The sequence below is a fragment of the Streptomyces longisporus genome, from assembly GCF_039532765.1.
Taxonomy (GTDB): Bacteria; Actinomycetota; Actinomycetes; order Streptomycetales; family Streptomycetaceae; genus Streptomyces; species Streptomyces longisporus.
Genome location: NZ_BAAASG010000011.1, coordinates 416775 through 431495, shown reverse-complemented (window position 1 = coordinate 431495; position 14721 = coordinate 416775). Strand labels below are relative to the sequence as shown.

The following is a 14721-nucleotide window of genomic DNA, read 5'->3' as shown; positions in this document are numbered from 1 at the left end:
TGCAGTAATCATCGCTGGTGCTACACGGTCGTGGAGCGTGATGCTCGAACGCATGCGACCTGCACACCTTGCTCTCGCCGTGGTCGTCGCCGCCGTCTGGGGCGTGAACTTCACGGTCATCGAGATCGGCCTCGACCACTTCCCTCCGCTGCTGTTCTCGGCCCTGCGCTTCTTCGCGGCGGCCCTGCCGGCCGTCTTCTTCGTGGGCCGCCCGAAGGTGGCATGGAGGTGGGTGTGGGCGGTGGGGCTGGTGCTCGGCGTGGCCAAGTTCGGCCTGCTGTTCATCGGCATGAGCGCCGGAATGCCGGCGGGACTGTCCTCGCTGGTCCTGCAGATACAGGCGGTGTTCACGGCCGGGGTGGCCTTCGTGGTTCTGGGCGAACGGCCTTCCGCGATACGGGTGTCGGGCATGGCTGTGGCGCTGGCGGGCATCGGTGTCGCGGCGGTGGACGAGGGCACGTCGGGCCCGCTCGGCGCCTTCGCGCTCGTGATCGGCGCGGCGGCCTGCTGGGGCGTCTCCAACGTCCTGACCCGCAAGGCGGCCCCGCCGGACGCGCTGAACTTCATGGTCTGGGTGAGCACGGTCCCCGTCCTGCCGCTGTTCGGCCTGTCACTGCTGCTGGAGGGCCCGAGCCGGGACTACGACGCCCTGCGCGCCCTGGACCGGCAGGGCGCCGGCGCGGTCGTCTACGTGGCCTGGGTGACGACGGTGTTCGGCTTCGGGGCGTGGGGGTGGCTGCTGCGCCGGTACCCGGCGTCGACGGTCGCGCCGTTCTCGCTCCTCGTCCCGGTCTTCGGGATGTCGTCGGCGGCCGTCTTCCTGGGGGAGGGCGTGAGCCCGCTGCGGTGGTGTGCGGCGGCGCTGCTGGTGGGCGGGGTGGGGCTGGCGTCGGTGACGCGGGGGCGACGGGAAGTCGTCCATCCCGTGGACGAGGCGGCGATCGAGCCCGTGCTCGGCCGATCATGAGGGCATGCCCGTAGTCACCATCCCCGGTTCCAAGTCCATCACCGCCCGCGCGCTCTTCCTGGCGGCGGCGGCCGACGGAGTCACCACCCTCGTACGTCCCTTGCGCTCGGACGACACCGAGGGGTTCGCCGAGGGCCTGGTGCGGCTCGGGTATCGCGTCGGGCGGACCCGGGACGCCTGGCAGGTGGACGGCCGTCCGCAGGGCCCCGCGGTGGACGAGGCGGATGTGTACTGCCGGGACGGCGCCACGACCGCCCGCTTCCTGCCGGCCCTGGCGGCGGCGGGACACGGGACGTACCGCTTCGACGCGTCGGCCCAGATGCGGCGCCGGCCGCTGCTGCCCCTGACTCGGGCCCTGCGCGACCTGGGCGTGGACCTGCGGCACGAGGAGGCGGAGGGGCACCACCCGCTGACGGTGCGGGCCGCCGGGGTCGAGGGCGGTGAGGTGGTCCTGGACGCGGGGCAGTCCTCGCAGTACCTGACGGCGTTGCTGCTGCTGGGTCCGCTGACCAGGAAGGGCCTGCGGATCCGGGTCACCGATCTGGTGTCCGTGCCCTACGTGGAGATCACGATCGCGATGATGCGGGCGTTCGGGGTCGAGGTGGAGCGGGAGGGCGACGTGTTCCTGGTCCCGCCGGGCGGCTACCGGGCGACCACCTACGCGATCGAGCCGGACGCGTCGACCGCCGGCTACTTCTTCGCCGCGGCCGCGGCCGCGGTGACGCCGGGCGCCGAGGTGACGGTGCCGGGGCTGGGCACGGGAGCGCTGCAGGGCGACCTCGGCTTTGTCGAGGTGCTGCGGCGGATGGGCGCGGAGGTATCGGTACGCCCGGACGGCACGACGGTCAGGGGTACAGGGGTGCTGCACGGCCTGACGGTCAACATGCGGGACATCTCGGACACGATGCCGACGCTGGCGGCGATCGCACCGTTCGCGGACGGGCCGGTGCGGATCGAGGACGTGGCGAACACCCGGGTGAAGGAGTGCGACCGGCTGGAGGCCTGCGCGGAGAACCTGCGGCGGCTGGGGGTCGAGGTGTCCACGGGGCCTGACTGGATCGAGATCCGGCCGGGTGTGCCGTCCGGGAGCGGTGCGGAGATCACCTCGTACGGCGACCACCGCATCGTGATGTCCTTCGCGGTCACCGGGCTGCGGGTGCCGGGTATTTCGTTCGACGACCCCGGCTGCGTGCGGAAGACTTTCCCCGGTTTCCACGAGGAGTTCGGGGCGCTGCGCGCGCGGTTGTGAGGCGGGGACGAGTGGGGTTCGAGCTGAAGGGGCCGGTTCTGGAGGGCGCGCTGGTGCGCCTGGAGCCACTGGAGCACCGGCACGCGGCGGATCTGGCGACGGCGGCGGAGGAGGACCGCGGGACGTACGAGTTCACATGGGTGCCGCGGGCCCACGAGGTCGGCGGCTACATCGACGCGCAGCTCGCCCGCGCCGCCGCCGGCCGGCTGGCGCCGTACGCGCAGATCTCGCGCGCCACGGGGCGGGCGGTCGGCGCCACCTCGTTCTGGGACCCGCGCTGCTGGCTCTCCGAGGACCGGCTCGACGCCATCGAGATCGGCTTCACCTGGCTCGCGAGGCCGGCCCAGGGCACCGGCATCAACGCCGAGGCCAAACTCCTCCTCTTCCGGCACGCCTTCGAGGAGTGGCACGTCTCCCGCGTCGACCTGAAGACCGACGCCCGCAACGCCCGCTCCCGCGCGGCCATCCAGAGCGTAGGCGCCCGCTTCGAGGGCATCCTGCGCAACTGGTCCCGCTCCTGGGCCCCCGGCGAGGAGGGCCGTCTGCGCGACTCGGCGATCTTCTCGGTCACGGCGGAGGAGTGGCCGGAGTGCCGGGAGCGGTTGGAGGCGCGGGTCGAGGGATTCGTGGCGCGGGTGTAGCGGCGGTCCCGGTGGTGCGGAGCTGATCCAGCACCGCCTTGAGGACCGCGTCCTCCTCCGCGCCGGCCCGGACCGCCGCGAACACGTTTCGGGACGGTGGCTGCCCCTGTGTCGGTACCACCGTCACGCGGCGATGCGTGTACGACTCCCGTACCAGCCGCGGGATCAGCGCCACCCCCTGGCCCGCCTCGACCAGGGCGGCGAGTGCGGCCCAGTCGTTCACCGCGTGGCGTACGTCCGGTGTGAAACCGGCCGCCGCGCACACCGAGCGCGCCACCGCCCCGCAGCAGCTGGCTGCCGCCCCGACGATCCACGCCTCCCGTGCCAACTCCCGCAACGCGACCGGGCCCCGACCTGCGAGCCGGTGGTCCGCCGCCACGACGAGGTCCAGGACGTCCGTGAACAGGTCCACCCTGCTGTAGCGCTCGTCGGTGTGCGGCGGAGCCTTCGCGAAGTCCACCGCCACCGCCACGTCCACCTGGCCCGCGTCGAGCGCGGTGAACAGGTCCGGCGGTTCGGCCTCCACGACGTCGACCCTGAGGTGCGGCAGACGATCCGCCAACGCCCGCAGCACCCCCGGCAGCAGCCCCAGGATCCCGCTGGAGAAGCACCCGATCGTCACCGACCCGCGCCCGCCCTCCCCGTAGGCCGCCAAGTCGGCCCGCGCACGCTCCAGTTGGGCCGCGATCAGATCGGCATGCGCCAGCAGCACCCGCGCCTGCCCGGTCAGCCGTACGCCCCGGCCGTCCTTCTCCGTCAGCGGTACGCCCGTCTCCCGGGCCAGCGCCGTGAGCTGCTGGGAGACCGCCGACGGCGTCAGATGCAGGGCCTCGGCCGTTCGCGCCACACTGCCCCTGCGCTGCAGCTCGCGCAGGACGGTCAGACGGCGCAGATCAACCGTGAAGCTCTCGCTTACCCGTTCCACCCCGAAAGATTAACTGGACCGATGGAACGGCGATCGGAAACCATCGCCCCATGACCGCGAAGCACTTCCTCATCCTCCACGGCTGGCAGAACCACCGCCCCGAGGCCCACTGGCAGCACTGGCTCGCCGACCGCCTCACCGGCCTCGGCCACCACGTCACCTACCCCCAGCTGCCCGACCCCGACGACCCGAGCCTGGAGGTGTGGCTGTCGGGGCTGACCCGGCACCTCGACGACCTCCGGGGCTCCGAACGCGTCGTCCTCGCGCACAGCGCCTCCGTGCTGCTCTGGCTGCACGCCGTCTCCCGCGGCCTGGTGAAGGACGGCGCCGTCGACCGCGTACTGCTCGTCGCCCCGCCGTCCGCCTCCGTCCTCGCCCGGTTCCCCGAGGTGGCCGAATTCGCCCCGCCCGCCCTCGACTTCACCCTCCCCGCCCCCACCCGCCTGGTCGCGGGCGACGACGACCCCTACTGCCCGGAGGGCGCCCGGGACGCCTTCGGCGACCCCCTGCGCATCCCGACCGACGTCCTCCCCGGCGCCGCCCACCTCGACCTCGACGCCGGTTACGGTTCCTGGCCCGCGGTACTGGAGTGGTGCCTGGACGCGACGGCGACGATCACGGCCCGCCCGGCGTAGGACGTACGGCTCACGCGCACTCGTTGAGCAGCCGCCCCAGGTGCTCACGCCCCGCCGCCAGCAGCTCCGGCAGCGGCGCGGCCTCCTCGTACCACCGCTTCTCGTACTCCCAGCACAGCCAGCCGTCCCAGCCGTGCCGGGAGAGGACCTCCACGGTCTCGGTGAGCGGCAGCACGCCGGCGCCGAGCGCGAGAGGGGTCGTGTCCTCGGCGGAGGCGATGTCCTTGACCTGGACATAGCCGAGGTACGGGGAGAGGGCCGCGTACGACTCCGAGGGCTGCTCGCCGCCCAGCCAGGTGTGCATGACGTCCCACAGGGCGCCGACATGGCGGTGCCCGACCAGGCCGAGGACGCGGATCGCGTCGGCGGCCCTGCGGTGCGAGTCGTGGGTCTCCAGCAGGATGCGTACGCCGAGGTCGGCGGCGTACTCCGCCGCCGTGCCGAGCCGTCGCGCGGCCGTCGCGTCGGCGCGCTCGGTGCTCTGCTCGTGGCCGCCGCCCGGGAAGACCCGGACGTACGGGGCGCCGAGGTCGCGGGCGAGGTCGAGGAGGGCACGGATCTCGTCGATCACCGGGCCGTCGTCGCCGGGCGCGGCCACGCGCGCGTACCCGGCGAGACCCAGCACCTCGATGCCGCCCGCCTTGAACTCGGCGGCCACATCCGCCCGCCCGGCGAGGTCGATGCCGGGATGGACCGGTTCCTCGGGATGCGCGCGCAGCTCCACGCCGTGGTAGCCGTGGGTGGCCGCGAGCCGGATCACGTCCGGGACGGGCAGGCCGGGGACGCCGAGGGTGGAGAACGCCAGTCTCATGGTCCCTACTGTCACTCGGGTGTGCCGTGCAGGTCCAGGCGCCAGTCCTGGCCGTTCAGGTCCTTTCCGAAAGAACGGTGCGGTTTCTCGGCGACGAGCACGAAGCCGTGGCGCTGGTAGATGCGGCGGGCGGCGGCCAGGACGTCGTTGGTCCACAGGACGAGCTCGCGGTAGCCGACACCGCGCGCGAAGTCCACGACGGCCCGCACCAGCCGGTCGCCGATGCCGAGCCCGCGCGCGTCCGGTTCCACCAGCAGCAGCCGCAGCCGGGCCGTGCCGGGCGCCTCGTCCCGTACGCACATCACGCACCCCACCGGGCGGCCGTCGAGCTCGGCGATCCACACCCGCTCCAGATGCGGGTCGTGGTCCTCGGCGAAGTCGGCGACGATCCGCGCCACCAGCCCCTCGTAGTCGGTGTTCCAGCCGAACTCGGACGCGTACAGCGCGGCGTTGCGCTGGACGATCCAGCCGAGGTCGCCGGGGGCCGGTTCGCGCAGCAGGACGTCCTCGGGGCGGGGCGGGCGGCCCTCGGAGAGGATCTCGCGGACGGCCCGCATCGCCTCCGCCAGACGCGGCCGGTCGGCGGAGGGCACGGTGGACAGCAGTGCGCCCACGGATTCGTTCGCACGCTCGGCGAGCAGGGCGGCGGTGTCACGGCCGCGGGGCGTGAGCGAGACACGGCGGCGCCGGGAGTCGCCCGCGGACGGCGTGCGCTCGATCAGCCCGTCGTCCTCGAATTTGTTCAGGATCCGGCTCAAGTACCCGGCGTCCAGCGAGAGTTCGGCCCGCAGGTCGGCCGCGTCCGTACGCGGTGAGTGCGCCAGCTCGTACAGGACGCGGGACTCGGTCAGGGTGTACGGGGCGTACAGCTGACGGCTGTAGTCGAGGGCGCCGATGACGTTCGTGTAGAAGCGGTTGAAGGTGCGGATGTCCTGGACGGTCATGAGCGTCGACCCCCGGAGGTTGTCCCGGATACAGGAACCAGATAGTTGACTCAGTCAGAGATACCGTCGGCTCCGAGACTAGGACACCCGCACCCCCGTGACTACCCTTCGTCGGCCGCCGGCCGGTACACGCTCACCTGCACGCCGGTCTTGCCCCTGACCGTGGAGACGAGCTCGAACGGCCGCTTGGCCCCGTCCTCGGGGAAGATTGACTTTCCGCCGCCGAGGATCACCGGCATGTGGATGAGCTGCAGTTCGTCCACCAGCCCCTCGCCGATCAGCGTCCGCACCAGGGTGGGGCTGCCCATCATCGCCAGGTCGCCGCCGGGAGCGGCCCGCAGCTCCCGGATCCGCGCGACGGCCTCGCCGCCCGGGATCCGCTCGGTGTTGTTCCAGGTCAGCTGGTCGTCTGTGAGGGTGTCCGTCACGACGTACTTCTTCAGTGCGTTGAGCCGGTCGGCGAACGGATCTCCGGCCCGCTCGGGCCAGGCCCCCGCCATCGTCAGATACGTACGGCGCCCGTACAGCAGCGCCTCGGCCTGCTCCAGCCCCGCGGCGAAGGCCCCGCCGACCACCTCCGGATCGAAGTACGGATGCGACCACCCGCCGTGCGCGAACCCGCCGTCGGTGTCCTCCTGCGGACCGCCGGGCGCCTGCACGACTCCGTCGAGACTGATGAACTCGCTGACAACGATGCGCATGTGACTCGCTCCCTGATGTCTGTCCACTGCCTGGTCGGCGTTACGTCCATTCAGACCGAAGAACGCACCGGAAGTCATCGCTCAGTCCCACCAGAACCGCCACTCGGTCCGCCCGATCAGCTCGGCGGCGTACTCGGGAAAGGGCGTGGGCGGGTCGTCGACGATGTTGTCGGCGGTGGACAGCACATGCTCCAGGGCGAGCCGACCCGGGCTCCGAACCGCTCCTCCCAACTGCGCAGCAGGGCACCCAGCAGGGGCAGCGGGGCCTGGGAGGACCAGCCCATCACGGCGGGTACATCGGCGCTGCGGCGTGCGGGACAAGAGCGAGGTGACATGTGTGGGCGTAGGGATGGGTTTTCAGCAGGTCCTCGACGACCCGGGCGGAGGCCTCCTCCGGCCTCGCACCGTCCGTGCGGCTCTCCGCGGCCTCCGCCAGTCCGGGCCAGCTCTCGAACGGCGGTCCCGGGTCGTGCGGCCAGGGCGCGATGCCCTCGGGCAGATCGTCGTACCGAAGCGGCTCCCGCCACCATGGCAGGCGTTTGTGCCGGTACCCGGCGAAGTCCGCCGCGAGAACGGACTCCAGGTGTACGGCGTCCACGGCCGCCAGGTCCTGGAGGAAGAAGGGATCGTCGGGCCAACAGAGATACGGGTGCACGCCGGTCGCCTCGGCCGACTCCATCAGCCGGGGCCACAACTCCACGATGTCGTCGGGCAGTTCCTCGGACACCCACACGTCAACGGTCCCACGGGACTCGAACCGTCCGCTCGGCAGCTGCCAGCCCGTCCGGCGTTCGAGGACAAGGCACCTTCAGGGCCGGCAGCGGGGGTCTGGGGGCGGCAGCCCCCAGAGACGGGACGGTCACGCCGCCGCCGGACCCCGCGGCACCCCGGAGGACCCCCGCACCATCAGCTCCCCCCGCACCGTGGCCATCCCACCCGGCGGCGGCTCCTCCCGCCCCATGGCGATCCGCCCGGCCCGGGCCCCCGCCTCCGCCAGCGGCAGCCGTACCGTCGTCAGCGCAGGCACGGCATCGACGCTGAACGGCAGATCGTCGAACCCGGCGACCGACACGTCCTCCGGGATCCGCAGCCCGGACTCCCGCAGCGCCGCGCACGCCCCGAGCGCCACGGAGTCGTTCGCCGCGACCACCGCGGTGAGGGACGGGTCCCGGCGGAGCAGTTCCAGCGTCGCCTCGTATCCGGACGTCCGGTCGTAGCGCCCCCACACCGTCGCCCGCGGGTCCTCCTCGATCCCCGCCGCCGCCAGCGCCGCCCGGTGCCCCTCAAGGCGGTGCCGCGTCGTCGTCCGCTCCTCGGGCCCCGCGATATAGCCGAGCCGCCGGTGCCCCAGCCCGATCAGGTGCTCGGTCAGCTGCTGCCCGCCCCCGCGGTTGTCGAAGGCCAGCGCGATCGCCCCGGTGTCCGGCGCCGGCGGCCGCCCGCACAGCACCACCCGCGTCCCCGCGTCCGTCAGCTTCCGCAGCTTCGCCGCGACCGCCGCCGCGTGCGGCTCGTTCTCCATGGCGCCGCCGGTCAGCACGACCGCCGCCGCCCGCTGCCGCTGCAGGAGGGTCAGATACGTCAGCTCCCGCTCCGGCGAACCCCCTGTGTTGCAGACGACCGCTAGCCGCTCCCCGCCGGCCCGGCCGCCCGGCCCCCCGATCTCCGACTGGATCGCGCTCGCCATGATCCCGAAGAAGGGGTCGGCGATGTCGTTGACGAGGATTCCGACCAGATCGGAAGTCGCCGCCGCCAGCGCGCTGGCCGGGCCGTTCAGCACGTAGTCCAGCTCGTCGACCGCCTTCAGCACCCGCTCACGGGTGGAGGCGGCCACGGGATAGTTCCCGTTCAGCACGCGCGACACCGTCGCGGGCGAGACCTGCGCGCGGGCCGCCACGTCCGCCAGGGTCACCGTCATCTCGTCGTCCTCCGGTCGCGCATCGTCACACGTGTTCGTACGTGCTCGTAGACAGGGCTGCAGGGGGCCCTGGTTCCGAATGTTTTCGAGCCGACCTTACGGGTCAAGCTCCCCGTTGTTCGCCCCCTCGAACAACTCGACTCCGTCACGGTCTTGTCCAGACCGCTGGGGAGAGGCTAGCTTCTTCTCGTATAGAAAGCGCTTGCTGTGACGCTTACCAGTGGGGGACGGGGCGTATGCGGCGCAGACTCCGCGTACGAAGGGAATGACGTGACACGCAAGACGGTGCGTATCGCCATGAACGGCGTGACCGGGCGCATGGGCTACCGCCAGCACCTGGTCCGCTCCATCCTGGCCATCCGCGAACAGGGCGGCCTCGATCTCGGCGACGGCACGGTGCTGTGGCCGGAGCCGGTCCTGGTCGGCCGCCGCGAGCACGCGCTCAGGGCGCTCGCCGAGCAGCACGGCCTGGACCCGCAGAACATCTCGACCGACGTCGACGCGGTCCTCGCGGACCCGACCGTCGAGATCTACTTCGACGCACAGGTGACCTCGGCCCGCCAGGAGGCGATCAAGAAGGCGATCGCGGCGGGCAAGCACATCTACACGGAGAAGCCGACCGCGACCGGCCTGGAGGGCGCCCTGGAGCTCGCCCGCCTCGCGAACGACGCCGGCATCAAGCACGGCGTGGTCCAGGACAAGCTCTTCCTCCCGGGCCTGCTGAAGCTCAAGCGATTGATCGACGGCGGCTTCTTCGGCCGGATCCTGTCCATCCGCGGGGAGTTCGGCTACTGGGTCTTCGAGGGCGACTGGCAGACCGCCCAGCGCCCGTCGTGGAACTACCGCGCCGAGGACGGCGGCGGCATCGTCGTCGACATGTTCCCGCACTGGGAGTACGTCCTGCACGAGCTGTTCGGCCGCGTGAAGTCCGTCCAGGCCCTCACCGCCACCCACATCCCGCAGCGCTGGGACGAGAACGACAAGCCCTACGACGCCACCGCCGACGACGCCGCCTACGGCATCTTCGAGCTCGACGGCGGCGCGATCGCCCAGATCAACTCCTCCTGGGCCGTGCGCGTCAACCGCGACGAACTGGTGGAGTTCCAGGTCGACGGCACCGAGGGCTCGGCCGTCGCGGGCCTGCGCAACTGCCGCGTCCAGCACCGCAGCATGACCCCCAAGCCGGTCTGGAACCCCGACATCCCGGCCACCTACTCCTTCCGCGACCAGTGGCAGGAGATCCCCGACAACGACGACTTCGACAACGGCTTCAAGGCCCAGTGGGAGCTGTTCCTCAAGCACGTCTACGCCGGTGCCGACTACCACTGGGACCTCCTCGCCGGCGCCCGCGGCGTCCAGCTCGCCGAGCTGGGCCTGAAGTCCTCGGCCCAGGGCGTCCGCATCGACGTACCGGAGATCGCGCTGTGACCATCCGACTCCCGGACTCCAAGGGCGGACTGAGGGCGTACGAGCCCCGCCCCGAGCCCCTCGCCGTCACTCCCGGCTCGCCCTTCACCTCTCGTACGGTGTTCTCAGCGGCGCACGTCGTCGCCGACCCGTACGCGGACGTGTCGCCCGACTCGCCCGCCGCCGTCGACTGGGACGCCACCCTCGCCTTCCGCCGCCATCTGTGGTCCCACGGGCTCGGCGTCGCCGAGGCGATGGACACCGCCCAGCGCGGCATGGGCCTGGACTGGGCGGGCGCCGCCGAGCTGATCCGGCGCAGCGCCGCCGAGGCCAGGGCGGTCGGCGGCCGTATCGCCTGCGGTGTCGGCACGGACCAGATCACCGCCGGGTCACTCGTGGACGTCCGGGCGGCCTACGAGGAGCAGCTCGCCCTCGTGGAGGCCTCCGGCGCGCAGGCCATCCTGATGGCCTCCCGCGCGCTCGCGGCGGCCGCGCACGGCCCCGAGGACTACCTCGAGGTCTACGGCCACCTCCTGCGCCAGGCGTCCGAGCCGGTGATCCTGCACTGGCTCGGCCCCATGTTCGACCCGGCGCTGGACGGCTACTGGGGCTCGTCCGACCTGGACGCGGCCACCGACACCTTCCTGGACGTCATCGCCGCGCACCCGGACAAGGTGGAGGGCATCAAGGTCTCCCTGCTGGACGCCCAGCGAGAGATCGACATCCGCCGCCGGCTCCCGCAGGGCGTCCGCTGCTACACGGGCGACGACTTCAACTACCCCGAGCTGATCGCGGGTGACGAGAAGGGATTCAGCCACGCCCTGCTCGGCATCTTCGACCCGCTGGGACCGCTGGCCGCCGAGGCGGTGCGGGTGCTGGACACGGGCGATGTGGCCGGTTTCCGTGCCCTGCTCGACCCGACCGTAGAACTCTCCCGCCACCTGTTCCAGACCCCGACCCGCTTCTACAAGACGGGCGTGGTCCTCCTCGCCTGGCTGGCCGGCCACCAGTCGCACTTCACCATGGTCGGCGGCCTCCAGTCGGCCCGCTCCCTCCCGCACTTCGCCCGCGCCTACGAACTCGCCGACGGCCTGGGCCTGTTCCCCGACCCGAAGCTGGCCGAGGAACGGATGAAGAACCTTCTCGCCTTGTACGGAGTGACCCAGTGACCAGCGGCGACCTCTCCCGCTTCTCCATCAACCAGATGACGGTGAAACAGCTGTCGATGCCCGAACTGGTCGATGCGTGCCTGGAGTTGGGCCTGCCGGGCGTGGGCCTGTGGCGCGAACCGGTCCGGTCCCACGGCCTGGAGGCCACGGCGAAACTGGTCCGCGACGCGGGTCTGACCGTCACCACCCTGTGCCGTGGCGGCTTCTTCACGGCGATCGACCCGGCCGAGCGGGCGATCGCCCTGGACGACAACCGGCGCGCGATCGACGAGGCGGCGACCCTGGGTACCGACACGCTGGTGCTGGTCTCCGGCGGCCTCCCGGCGGGGTCCAAGGACCTGCACGGCGCCAGGGAGCGGATCGCGGACGCGCTCGGCGAGCTGGGCCCGTACGCGGAACAGCACGGCGTACGGCTGGCCATCGAGCCGCTCCACCCGATGTACGCCGCCGACCGCTGCGTGGTCTCCACCCTCACCCAGGCCCTCGACCTCGCGGAACGCTTCCCGGCCCACCAGGTGGGCGTCACCGTCGACACGTACCACATCTGGTGGGACGACAACGCGCCCGCGCAGATCACCCGAGCGGGCGCCGGCGGCCGTATCCACTCCTTCCAGCTCGCCGACTGGACCACGCCGTTGCCGGAGGGCGTGCTCAACGGCCGCGGGCAGATCGGGGACGGCTCCATCGACATGCGGGAGTGGAAGGGGTACGTGGAGGCGGCCGGGTACACCGGCCCCATCGAGGTCGAGCTCTTCAACGACGCGCTGTGGGCACGGGACGGCCGGGAGGTGCTGGCGGAGACGGCCGCACGGTTCGTGGAGCACGCCGCCTGACCGCACGGCGCGACAACTCGCTGGAACCGCACAGAGGTTCGTGCAGAATTGGATCTCGTGAGCGAGAGCCTCGGACCACTGGAACGGGTCGACGGCCGCTGGGCGTTGGGGGACGCCGGGCGCCCGGGCCGTGCATGGGTGGAGTTCCGCCCGGACGGCCTGCACGCCATCGCGCGGGACTCCGCGGCGGAGGTGGTCCCCTGGTCCAGGATCATGCTGGGCTTCCGCATCACCCTGGGCGGCCGCTACCCGAACCGCGGCGCCTACACCCAGATGGGCGTCCTGGGCGGCCTGCCCGGTCCCTTCAAGGGACGCGGCGGCGGCTATCTGCACATGACCGTGCGCCACCCGTACGAGGACCAGCAGCTGTTCTTCGACCGTCATCCGCGCTGGTACCGGACGAAGGACATCCTGGTCCTGCAGTCCGTGATGACGCGCCTGGTCGAGGACGGCGAGGCGCACCGGCTCGGCGACGCCGACTGGACGGCCCGCGTGGTCGCACACCTGTCGACCTTCGACGGATGGGCGACGACCGGAGGGTTGCGCCGGGCGGCGGCGGAGGCGGTGGAGGCGGCGGGGCCGCCGAGCACCGGGGCGGGCCCGAGTTGAGGCGGGCCACGGTCGCCGCGCTGTACCGCTACCCGGTGAAGTCGATGCTCGGCGAGCCGCTCGAAGCCGTCGAGATCAGCGACCGCGGCCTGAGCGGCGACCGCCGGTTCGCGCTGCTGGACGCGGAGACGGGCAAGGTCGCCAGCGCGAAAAACCCGCGGCTGTGGCGGGAGTTGCTGAGGTGCGCCGCGACCCTCACCGAGGCCGGGCCGCCGCGCATCACCGGACCGGACGGCACCGAAGTGCCCACGGCCGCCGCCCTCTCGGCCCTCGTCGGCCGCGAGGTCACGCTGACCGACGTACCCCCGCCCGCCGGCACCCTGGACCGCTCCCGGCCGGAGCAGGTCCTGGCGGCGGGTTTGGAGACCGCAGTGGAGGCGGACACCGTCCAGTTCGGCTCGGCCTCCCCGCCGGGCACCTTCTTCGACTTCGCGCCGGTGCACGTCATCACGACGTCGACTCTGAGGAGAATCGGCGAACTGGGCCCCCGGGGCACGGCGGAGGCGGAGCGCTACCGCCCCAACCTGGTCATCGACACGGACGAGGCCGACGGCTTCGTGGAACACACCTGGACCGGCCGAGACCTGCACATCACCGACGGCCCGATCCTCCGCGTCATCGCCTCGACCCCCCGCTGCGCGATCCCCACCCTCGCCCACGGCGACCTCCCCCGCGACCCGGACGCCCTGCGCGTCCTGGCCCACCACCACCGCGTACCCGCCCTGCCCGGCCGCGCGCCCGAGCCGTGTGCCGGGGTGTATGCGCAGGTGGTGCGGGGCGGGTGGGTCCGGGAAGGGGATGTCATACGGCTCTGATGCCGCCGGTGGTCAGTGCGCGCGCACCGCCCGGTGCAGTGCCTCGGCCGCCAGCCGCATGGCCGAGTCCTGGGCGGCCCGGCCGAGCAGCTCCGTGCGGATGGGGCCGCCGCCGGCCAGATGCCGGTCGTACGGCAGGACGACGACGGGAACGCCCGTCTCCTTCAGGTGAGCGGTGGCGGCCTTCACGTCGAGGATCATGTCGGGGGAACTCGCGGTGAGGGCCACCACGGTCGTCGAGAGCGCCGAATGCGGCAACTGCCCGAGCCAGTCGAGGACCTGCCGGGTTCCGCCGACGCCCTCCGCGGTCATCGGCGCGACGACCACCCGGGCGTGGGCGGTGTCCATCGCCGTCCGGGCGACGTCGCCGGGGAGCGTCTCGCAGTCGACGACCGTCACGGAGAAGTAGCGCCGCAGGGCGAGCGTCACGGTGCGGTACGTCCGTACGTCCAAGGGGGCGCCGACCTTGCCCTGGCTCCCGGGCAGCAGCCAGCCGCCGTCGGCCACGGGCACCAGGTACCCGGTCACATGGGTCAGCTGCATGGCCGGCGTCAGGATCCGGGCGAGGTCGGCGCACGACCACCGCACCGACTCCGCGCCCATCCGCACCGGCAGCGTGCCGAGCGCGGCGTCCGCCTCCAGCGTGAGCACCGGGTCGTGCCGGTAGTGGTTGAAGGTACGCCCGAGCAGCGCGGCGACGGTCGACTTGCCGACGCCCCCGCGGATCGAGGTCACGGCGACGACCCGCCCGGTGGCCACCGGCTGCTGCAACTCCCGCGCGATCCGCGTCTGTTCGGCCACGTCCTGAGAAACGGACCCGGCCAGCCGACGCAGGCCACGACCGGTCCGGTGGGCGAGCGAATCCCCGTGCTGGGGGCGACCGAGGGCGAGGACGAGGCGGGGGTCGAGGGTGGGAAGGCTCTCGGGAGTGGCGGGAGCGGGGGCGGGGGAGTGGGGCCCGGATGGGGGCCTGTGGGAGGTGACGGGCGCGGTGGGGTGTGCCGGGAGGCTGGTGATCGGCTCCGGCGTCGTGATGGGTGGGCCAGGGGGTGGCGTCGGGCCGACCGCGGGGTGTGCGGGTGTGGCGGTGGCGGGGT

16 protein-coding genes are annotated in these 14721 nt (G+C 72.3%); 9 read left to right on the top strand and 7 right to left on the bottom strand.

Features of this window, described 5'->3' with window-relative positions; all coding sequences use genetic code 11:
- The first annotated feature begins 52 nt into the window (after positions 1 to 52).
- From ABD355_RS24415 to ABD355_RS24405, 3 genes are read left to right on the top strand one after another with little or no spacing between them, the layout of a single operon-like run.
- Positions 53 to 967 (top strand): EamA family transporter, encoded by a 915-nt coding sequence (locus ABD355_RS24415; RefSeq protein ID WP_344402734.1) that lies wholly within the window; start codon positions 53 to 55, stop codon positions 965 to 967.
- Positions 968 to 971: 4 nt separating this feature from the next.
- Complete coding sequence (aroA, locus tag ABD355_RS24410; RefSeq protein ID WP_344402732.1) at positions 972 to 2216, top strand: 3-phosphoshikimate 1-carboxyvinyltransferase; 1245 nt, start codon at positions 972 to 974, stop codon at positions 2214 to 2216.
- Between the two features lie 11 nt (positions 2217 to 2227).
- The gene (locus ABD355_RS24405) at positions 2228 to 2857 is read left to right on the top strand and encodes a GNAT family N-acetyltransferase (RefSeq protein WP_344402731.1); all 630 of its coding nucleotides are present in this window, start codon (positions 2228 to 2230) and stop codon (positions 2855 to 2857) included.
- Here ABD355_RS24405 and ABD355_RS24400 read toward each other — a convergent pair.
- Positions 2784 to 3782: a LysR family transcriptional regulator gene (locus ABD355_RS24400; protein ID WP_344402730.1), complete on the bottom strand. Its 999-nt coding sequence runs from the start codon at positions 3780 to 3782 to the stop codon at positions 2784 to 2786. The genes ABD355_RS24405 and ABD355_RS24400 overlap by 74 nt on opposite strands.
- A gap of 50 nt (positions 3783 to 3832) precedes the next feature.
- Here ABD355_RS24400 and ABD355_RS24395 point away from each other — a divergent pair, with 50 nt between their 5' ends.
- Positions 3833 to 4417, top strand: a complete 585-nt coding sequence (locus ABD355_RS24395) for an RBBP9/YdeN family alpha/beta hydrolase (RefSeq protein WP_344402729.1) — start codon at positions 3833 to 3835, stop codon at positions 4415 to 4417.
- A gap of 10 nt (positions 4418 to 4427) precedes the next feature.
- On the opposite strand, the gene ABD355_RS24390 is transcribed toward ABD355_RS24395, so the two are convergent.
- The 5 genes from ABD355_RS24390 to ABD355_RS24370 all read right to left on the bottom strand — a co-directional run bounded on the left by ABD355_RS24390 (position 4428) and on the right by ABD355_RS24370 (position 8791).
- Positions 4428 to 5228 carry a sugar phosphate isomerase/epimerase family protein gene (locus ABD355_RS24390; RefSeq protein ID WP_344402728.1) on the bottom strand — a complete coding sequence of 267 codons (801 nt, stop codon included), beginning with the start codon at positions 5226 to 5228 and terminating at the stop codon, positions 4428 to 4430.
- A gap of 11 nt (positions 5229 to 5239) precedes the next feature.
- Complete coding sequence (locus ABD355_RS24385) at positions 5240 to 6172, bottom strand: bifunctional helix-turn-helix transcriptional regulator/GNAT family N-acetyltransferase (protein WP_344402727.1); 933 nt, start codon at positions 6170 to 6172, stop codon at positions 5240 to 5242.
- A 101-nt stretch (positions 6173 to 6273) separates the two neighbouring features.
- Positions 6274 to 6873, bottom strand: coding sequence for a dihydrofolate reductase family protein (locus ABD355_RS24380; protein ID WP_344402726.1), 600 nt, complete (start codon positions 6871 to 6873; stop codon positions 6274 to 6276).
- Between the two features lie 283 nt (positions 6874 to 7156).
- Positions 7157 to 7600 carry a hypothetical protein gene (locus tag ABD355_RS24375; RefSeq protein WP_344402725.1) on the bottom strand — a complete coding sequence of 148 codons (444 nt, stop codon included), beginning with the start codon at positions 7598 to 7600 and terminating at the stop codon, positions 7157 to 7159.
- Positions 7601 to 7732: 132 nt separating this feature from the next.
- Entirely contained in the window at positions 7733 to 8791 is a 1059-nt protein-coding gene (locus ABD355_RS24370; protein ID WP_344402723.1) for a LacI family DNA-binding transcriptional regulator, read from the bottom strand.
- A 270-nt stretch (positions 8792 to 9061) separates the two neighbouring features.
- Between ABD355_RS24370 and ABD355_RS24365 the strand changes: the two genes are divergently transcribed.
- The 5 genes from ABD355_RS24365 to ABD355_RS24345 are packed head-to-tail and all read left to right on the top strand — an operon-like array spanning position 9062 to position 13624.
- Entirely contained in the window at positions 9062 to 10219 is a 1158-nt protein-coding gene (locus ABD355_RS24365) for a Gfo/Idh/MocA family protein (protein WP_344402722.1), read from the top strand.
- Positions 10216 to 11367, top strand: coding sequence for a dihydrodipicolinate synthase family protein (locus ABD355_RS24360; protein WP_344402721.1), 1152 nt, complete (start codon positions 10216 to 10218; stop codon positions 11365 to 11367). The genes ABD355_RS24365 and ABD355_RS24360 overlap by 4 nt, the downstream gene beginning before the upstream one ends.
- Positions 11368 to 11402: 35 nt before the next feature.
- On the top strand, positions 11403 to 12200 hold the full coding sequence (locus tag ABD355_RS24355; RefSeq protein ID WP_344402989.1) for a sugar phosphate isomerase/epimerase family protein: 798 nt from the start codon (positions 11403 to 11405) through the stop codon (positions 12198 to 12200).
- 57 nt (positions 12201 to 12257) lie between these two features.
- Positions 12258 to 12809, top strand: a complete 552-nt coding sequence (locus ABD355_RS24350) for a hypothetical protein (RefSeq protein ID WP_344402719.1) — start codon at positions 12258 to 12260, stop codon at positions 12807 to 12809.
- Positions 12722 to 13624, top strand: a complete 903-nt coding sequence (locus tag ABD355_RS24345) for an MOSC domain-containing protein (protein WP_344402717.1) — start codon at positions 12722 to 12724, stop codon at positions 13622 to 13624. The genes ABD355_RS24350 and ABD355_RS24345 overlap by 88 nt, the downstream gene beginning before the upstream one ends.
- Positions 13625 to 13636: 12 nt before the next feature.
- Here the strand turns inward: ABD355_RS24345 and ABD355_RS24340 are convergent.
- Positions 13637 to 14721, bottom strand: a 1085-nt coding sequence (locus tag ABD355_RS24340) for a CpaE/TadZ family protein (protein WP_486388678.1), incomplete at its 5' end; no start/stop codon positions are given.

Excerpts from the sequence above, each read along its gene's own strand:
- ABD355_RS24345 (WP_344402717.1), top strand. The coding sequence starts at position 12,722 with ATGGGCGACGACCGGAGGGTTGCGCCGGGCGGCGGCGGAGGCGGTGGA.
- ABD355_RS24370 (WP_344402723.1), bottom strand. The coding sequence starts at position 8,791 with ATGACGGTGACCCTGGCGGACGTGGCGGCCCGCGCGCAGGTCTCGCCC.
- ABD355_RS24385 (WP_344402727.1), bottom strand. The coding sequence starts at position 6,172 with ATGACCGTCCAGGACATCCGCACCTTCAACCGCTTCTACACGAACGTC.
- aroA (WP_344402732.1), top strand. The coding sequence starts at position 972 with ATGCCCGTAGTCACCATCCCCGGTTCCAAGTCCATCACCGCCCGCGCG.
- ABD355_RS24390 (WP_344402728.1), bottom strand. The coding sequence starts at position 5,228 with ATGAGACTGGCGTTCTCCACCCTCGGCGTCCCCGGCCTGCCCGTCCCG.
- ABD355_RS24355 (WP_344402989.1), top strand. The coding sequence starts at position 11,403 with ATGACGGTGAAACAGCTGTCGATGCCCGAACTGGTCGATGCGTGCCTG.
- ABD355_RS24415 (WP_344402734.1), top strand. The coding sequence starts at position 53 with ATGCGACCTGCACACCTTGCTCTCGCCGTGGTCGTCGCCGCCGTCTGG.
- ABD355_RS24395 (WP_344402729.1), top strand. The coding sequence starts at position 3,833 with ATGACCGCGAAGCACTTCCTCATCCTCCACGGCTGGCAGAACCACCGC.
- ABD355_RS24380 (WP_344402726.1), bottom strand. The coding sequence starts at position 6,873 with ATGCGCATCGTTGTCAGCGAGTTCATCAGTCTCGACGGAGTCGTGCAG.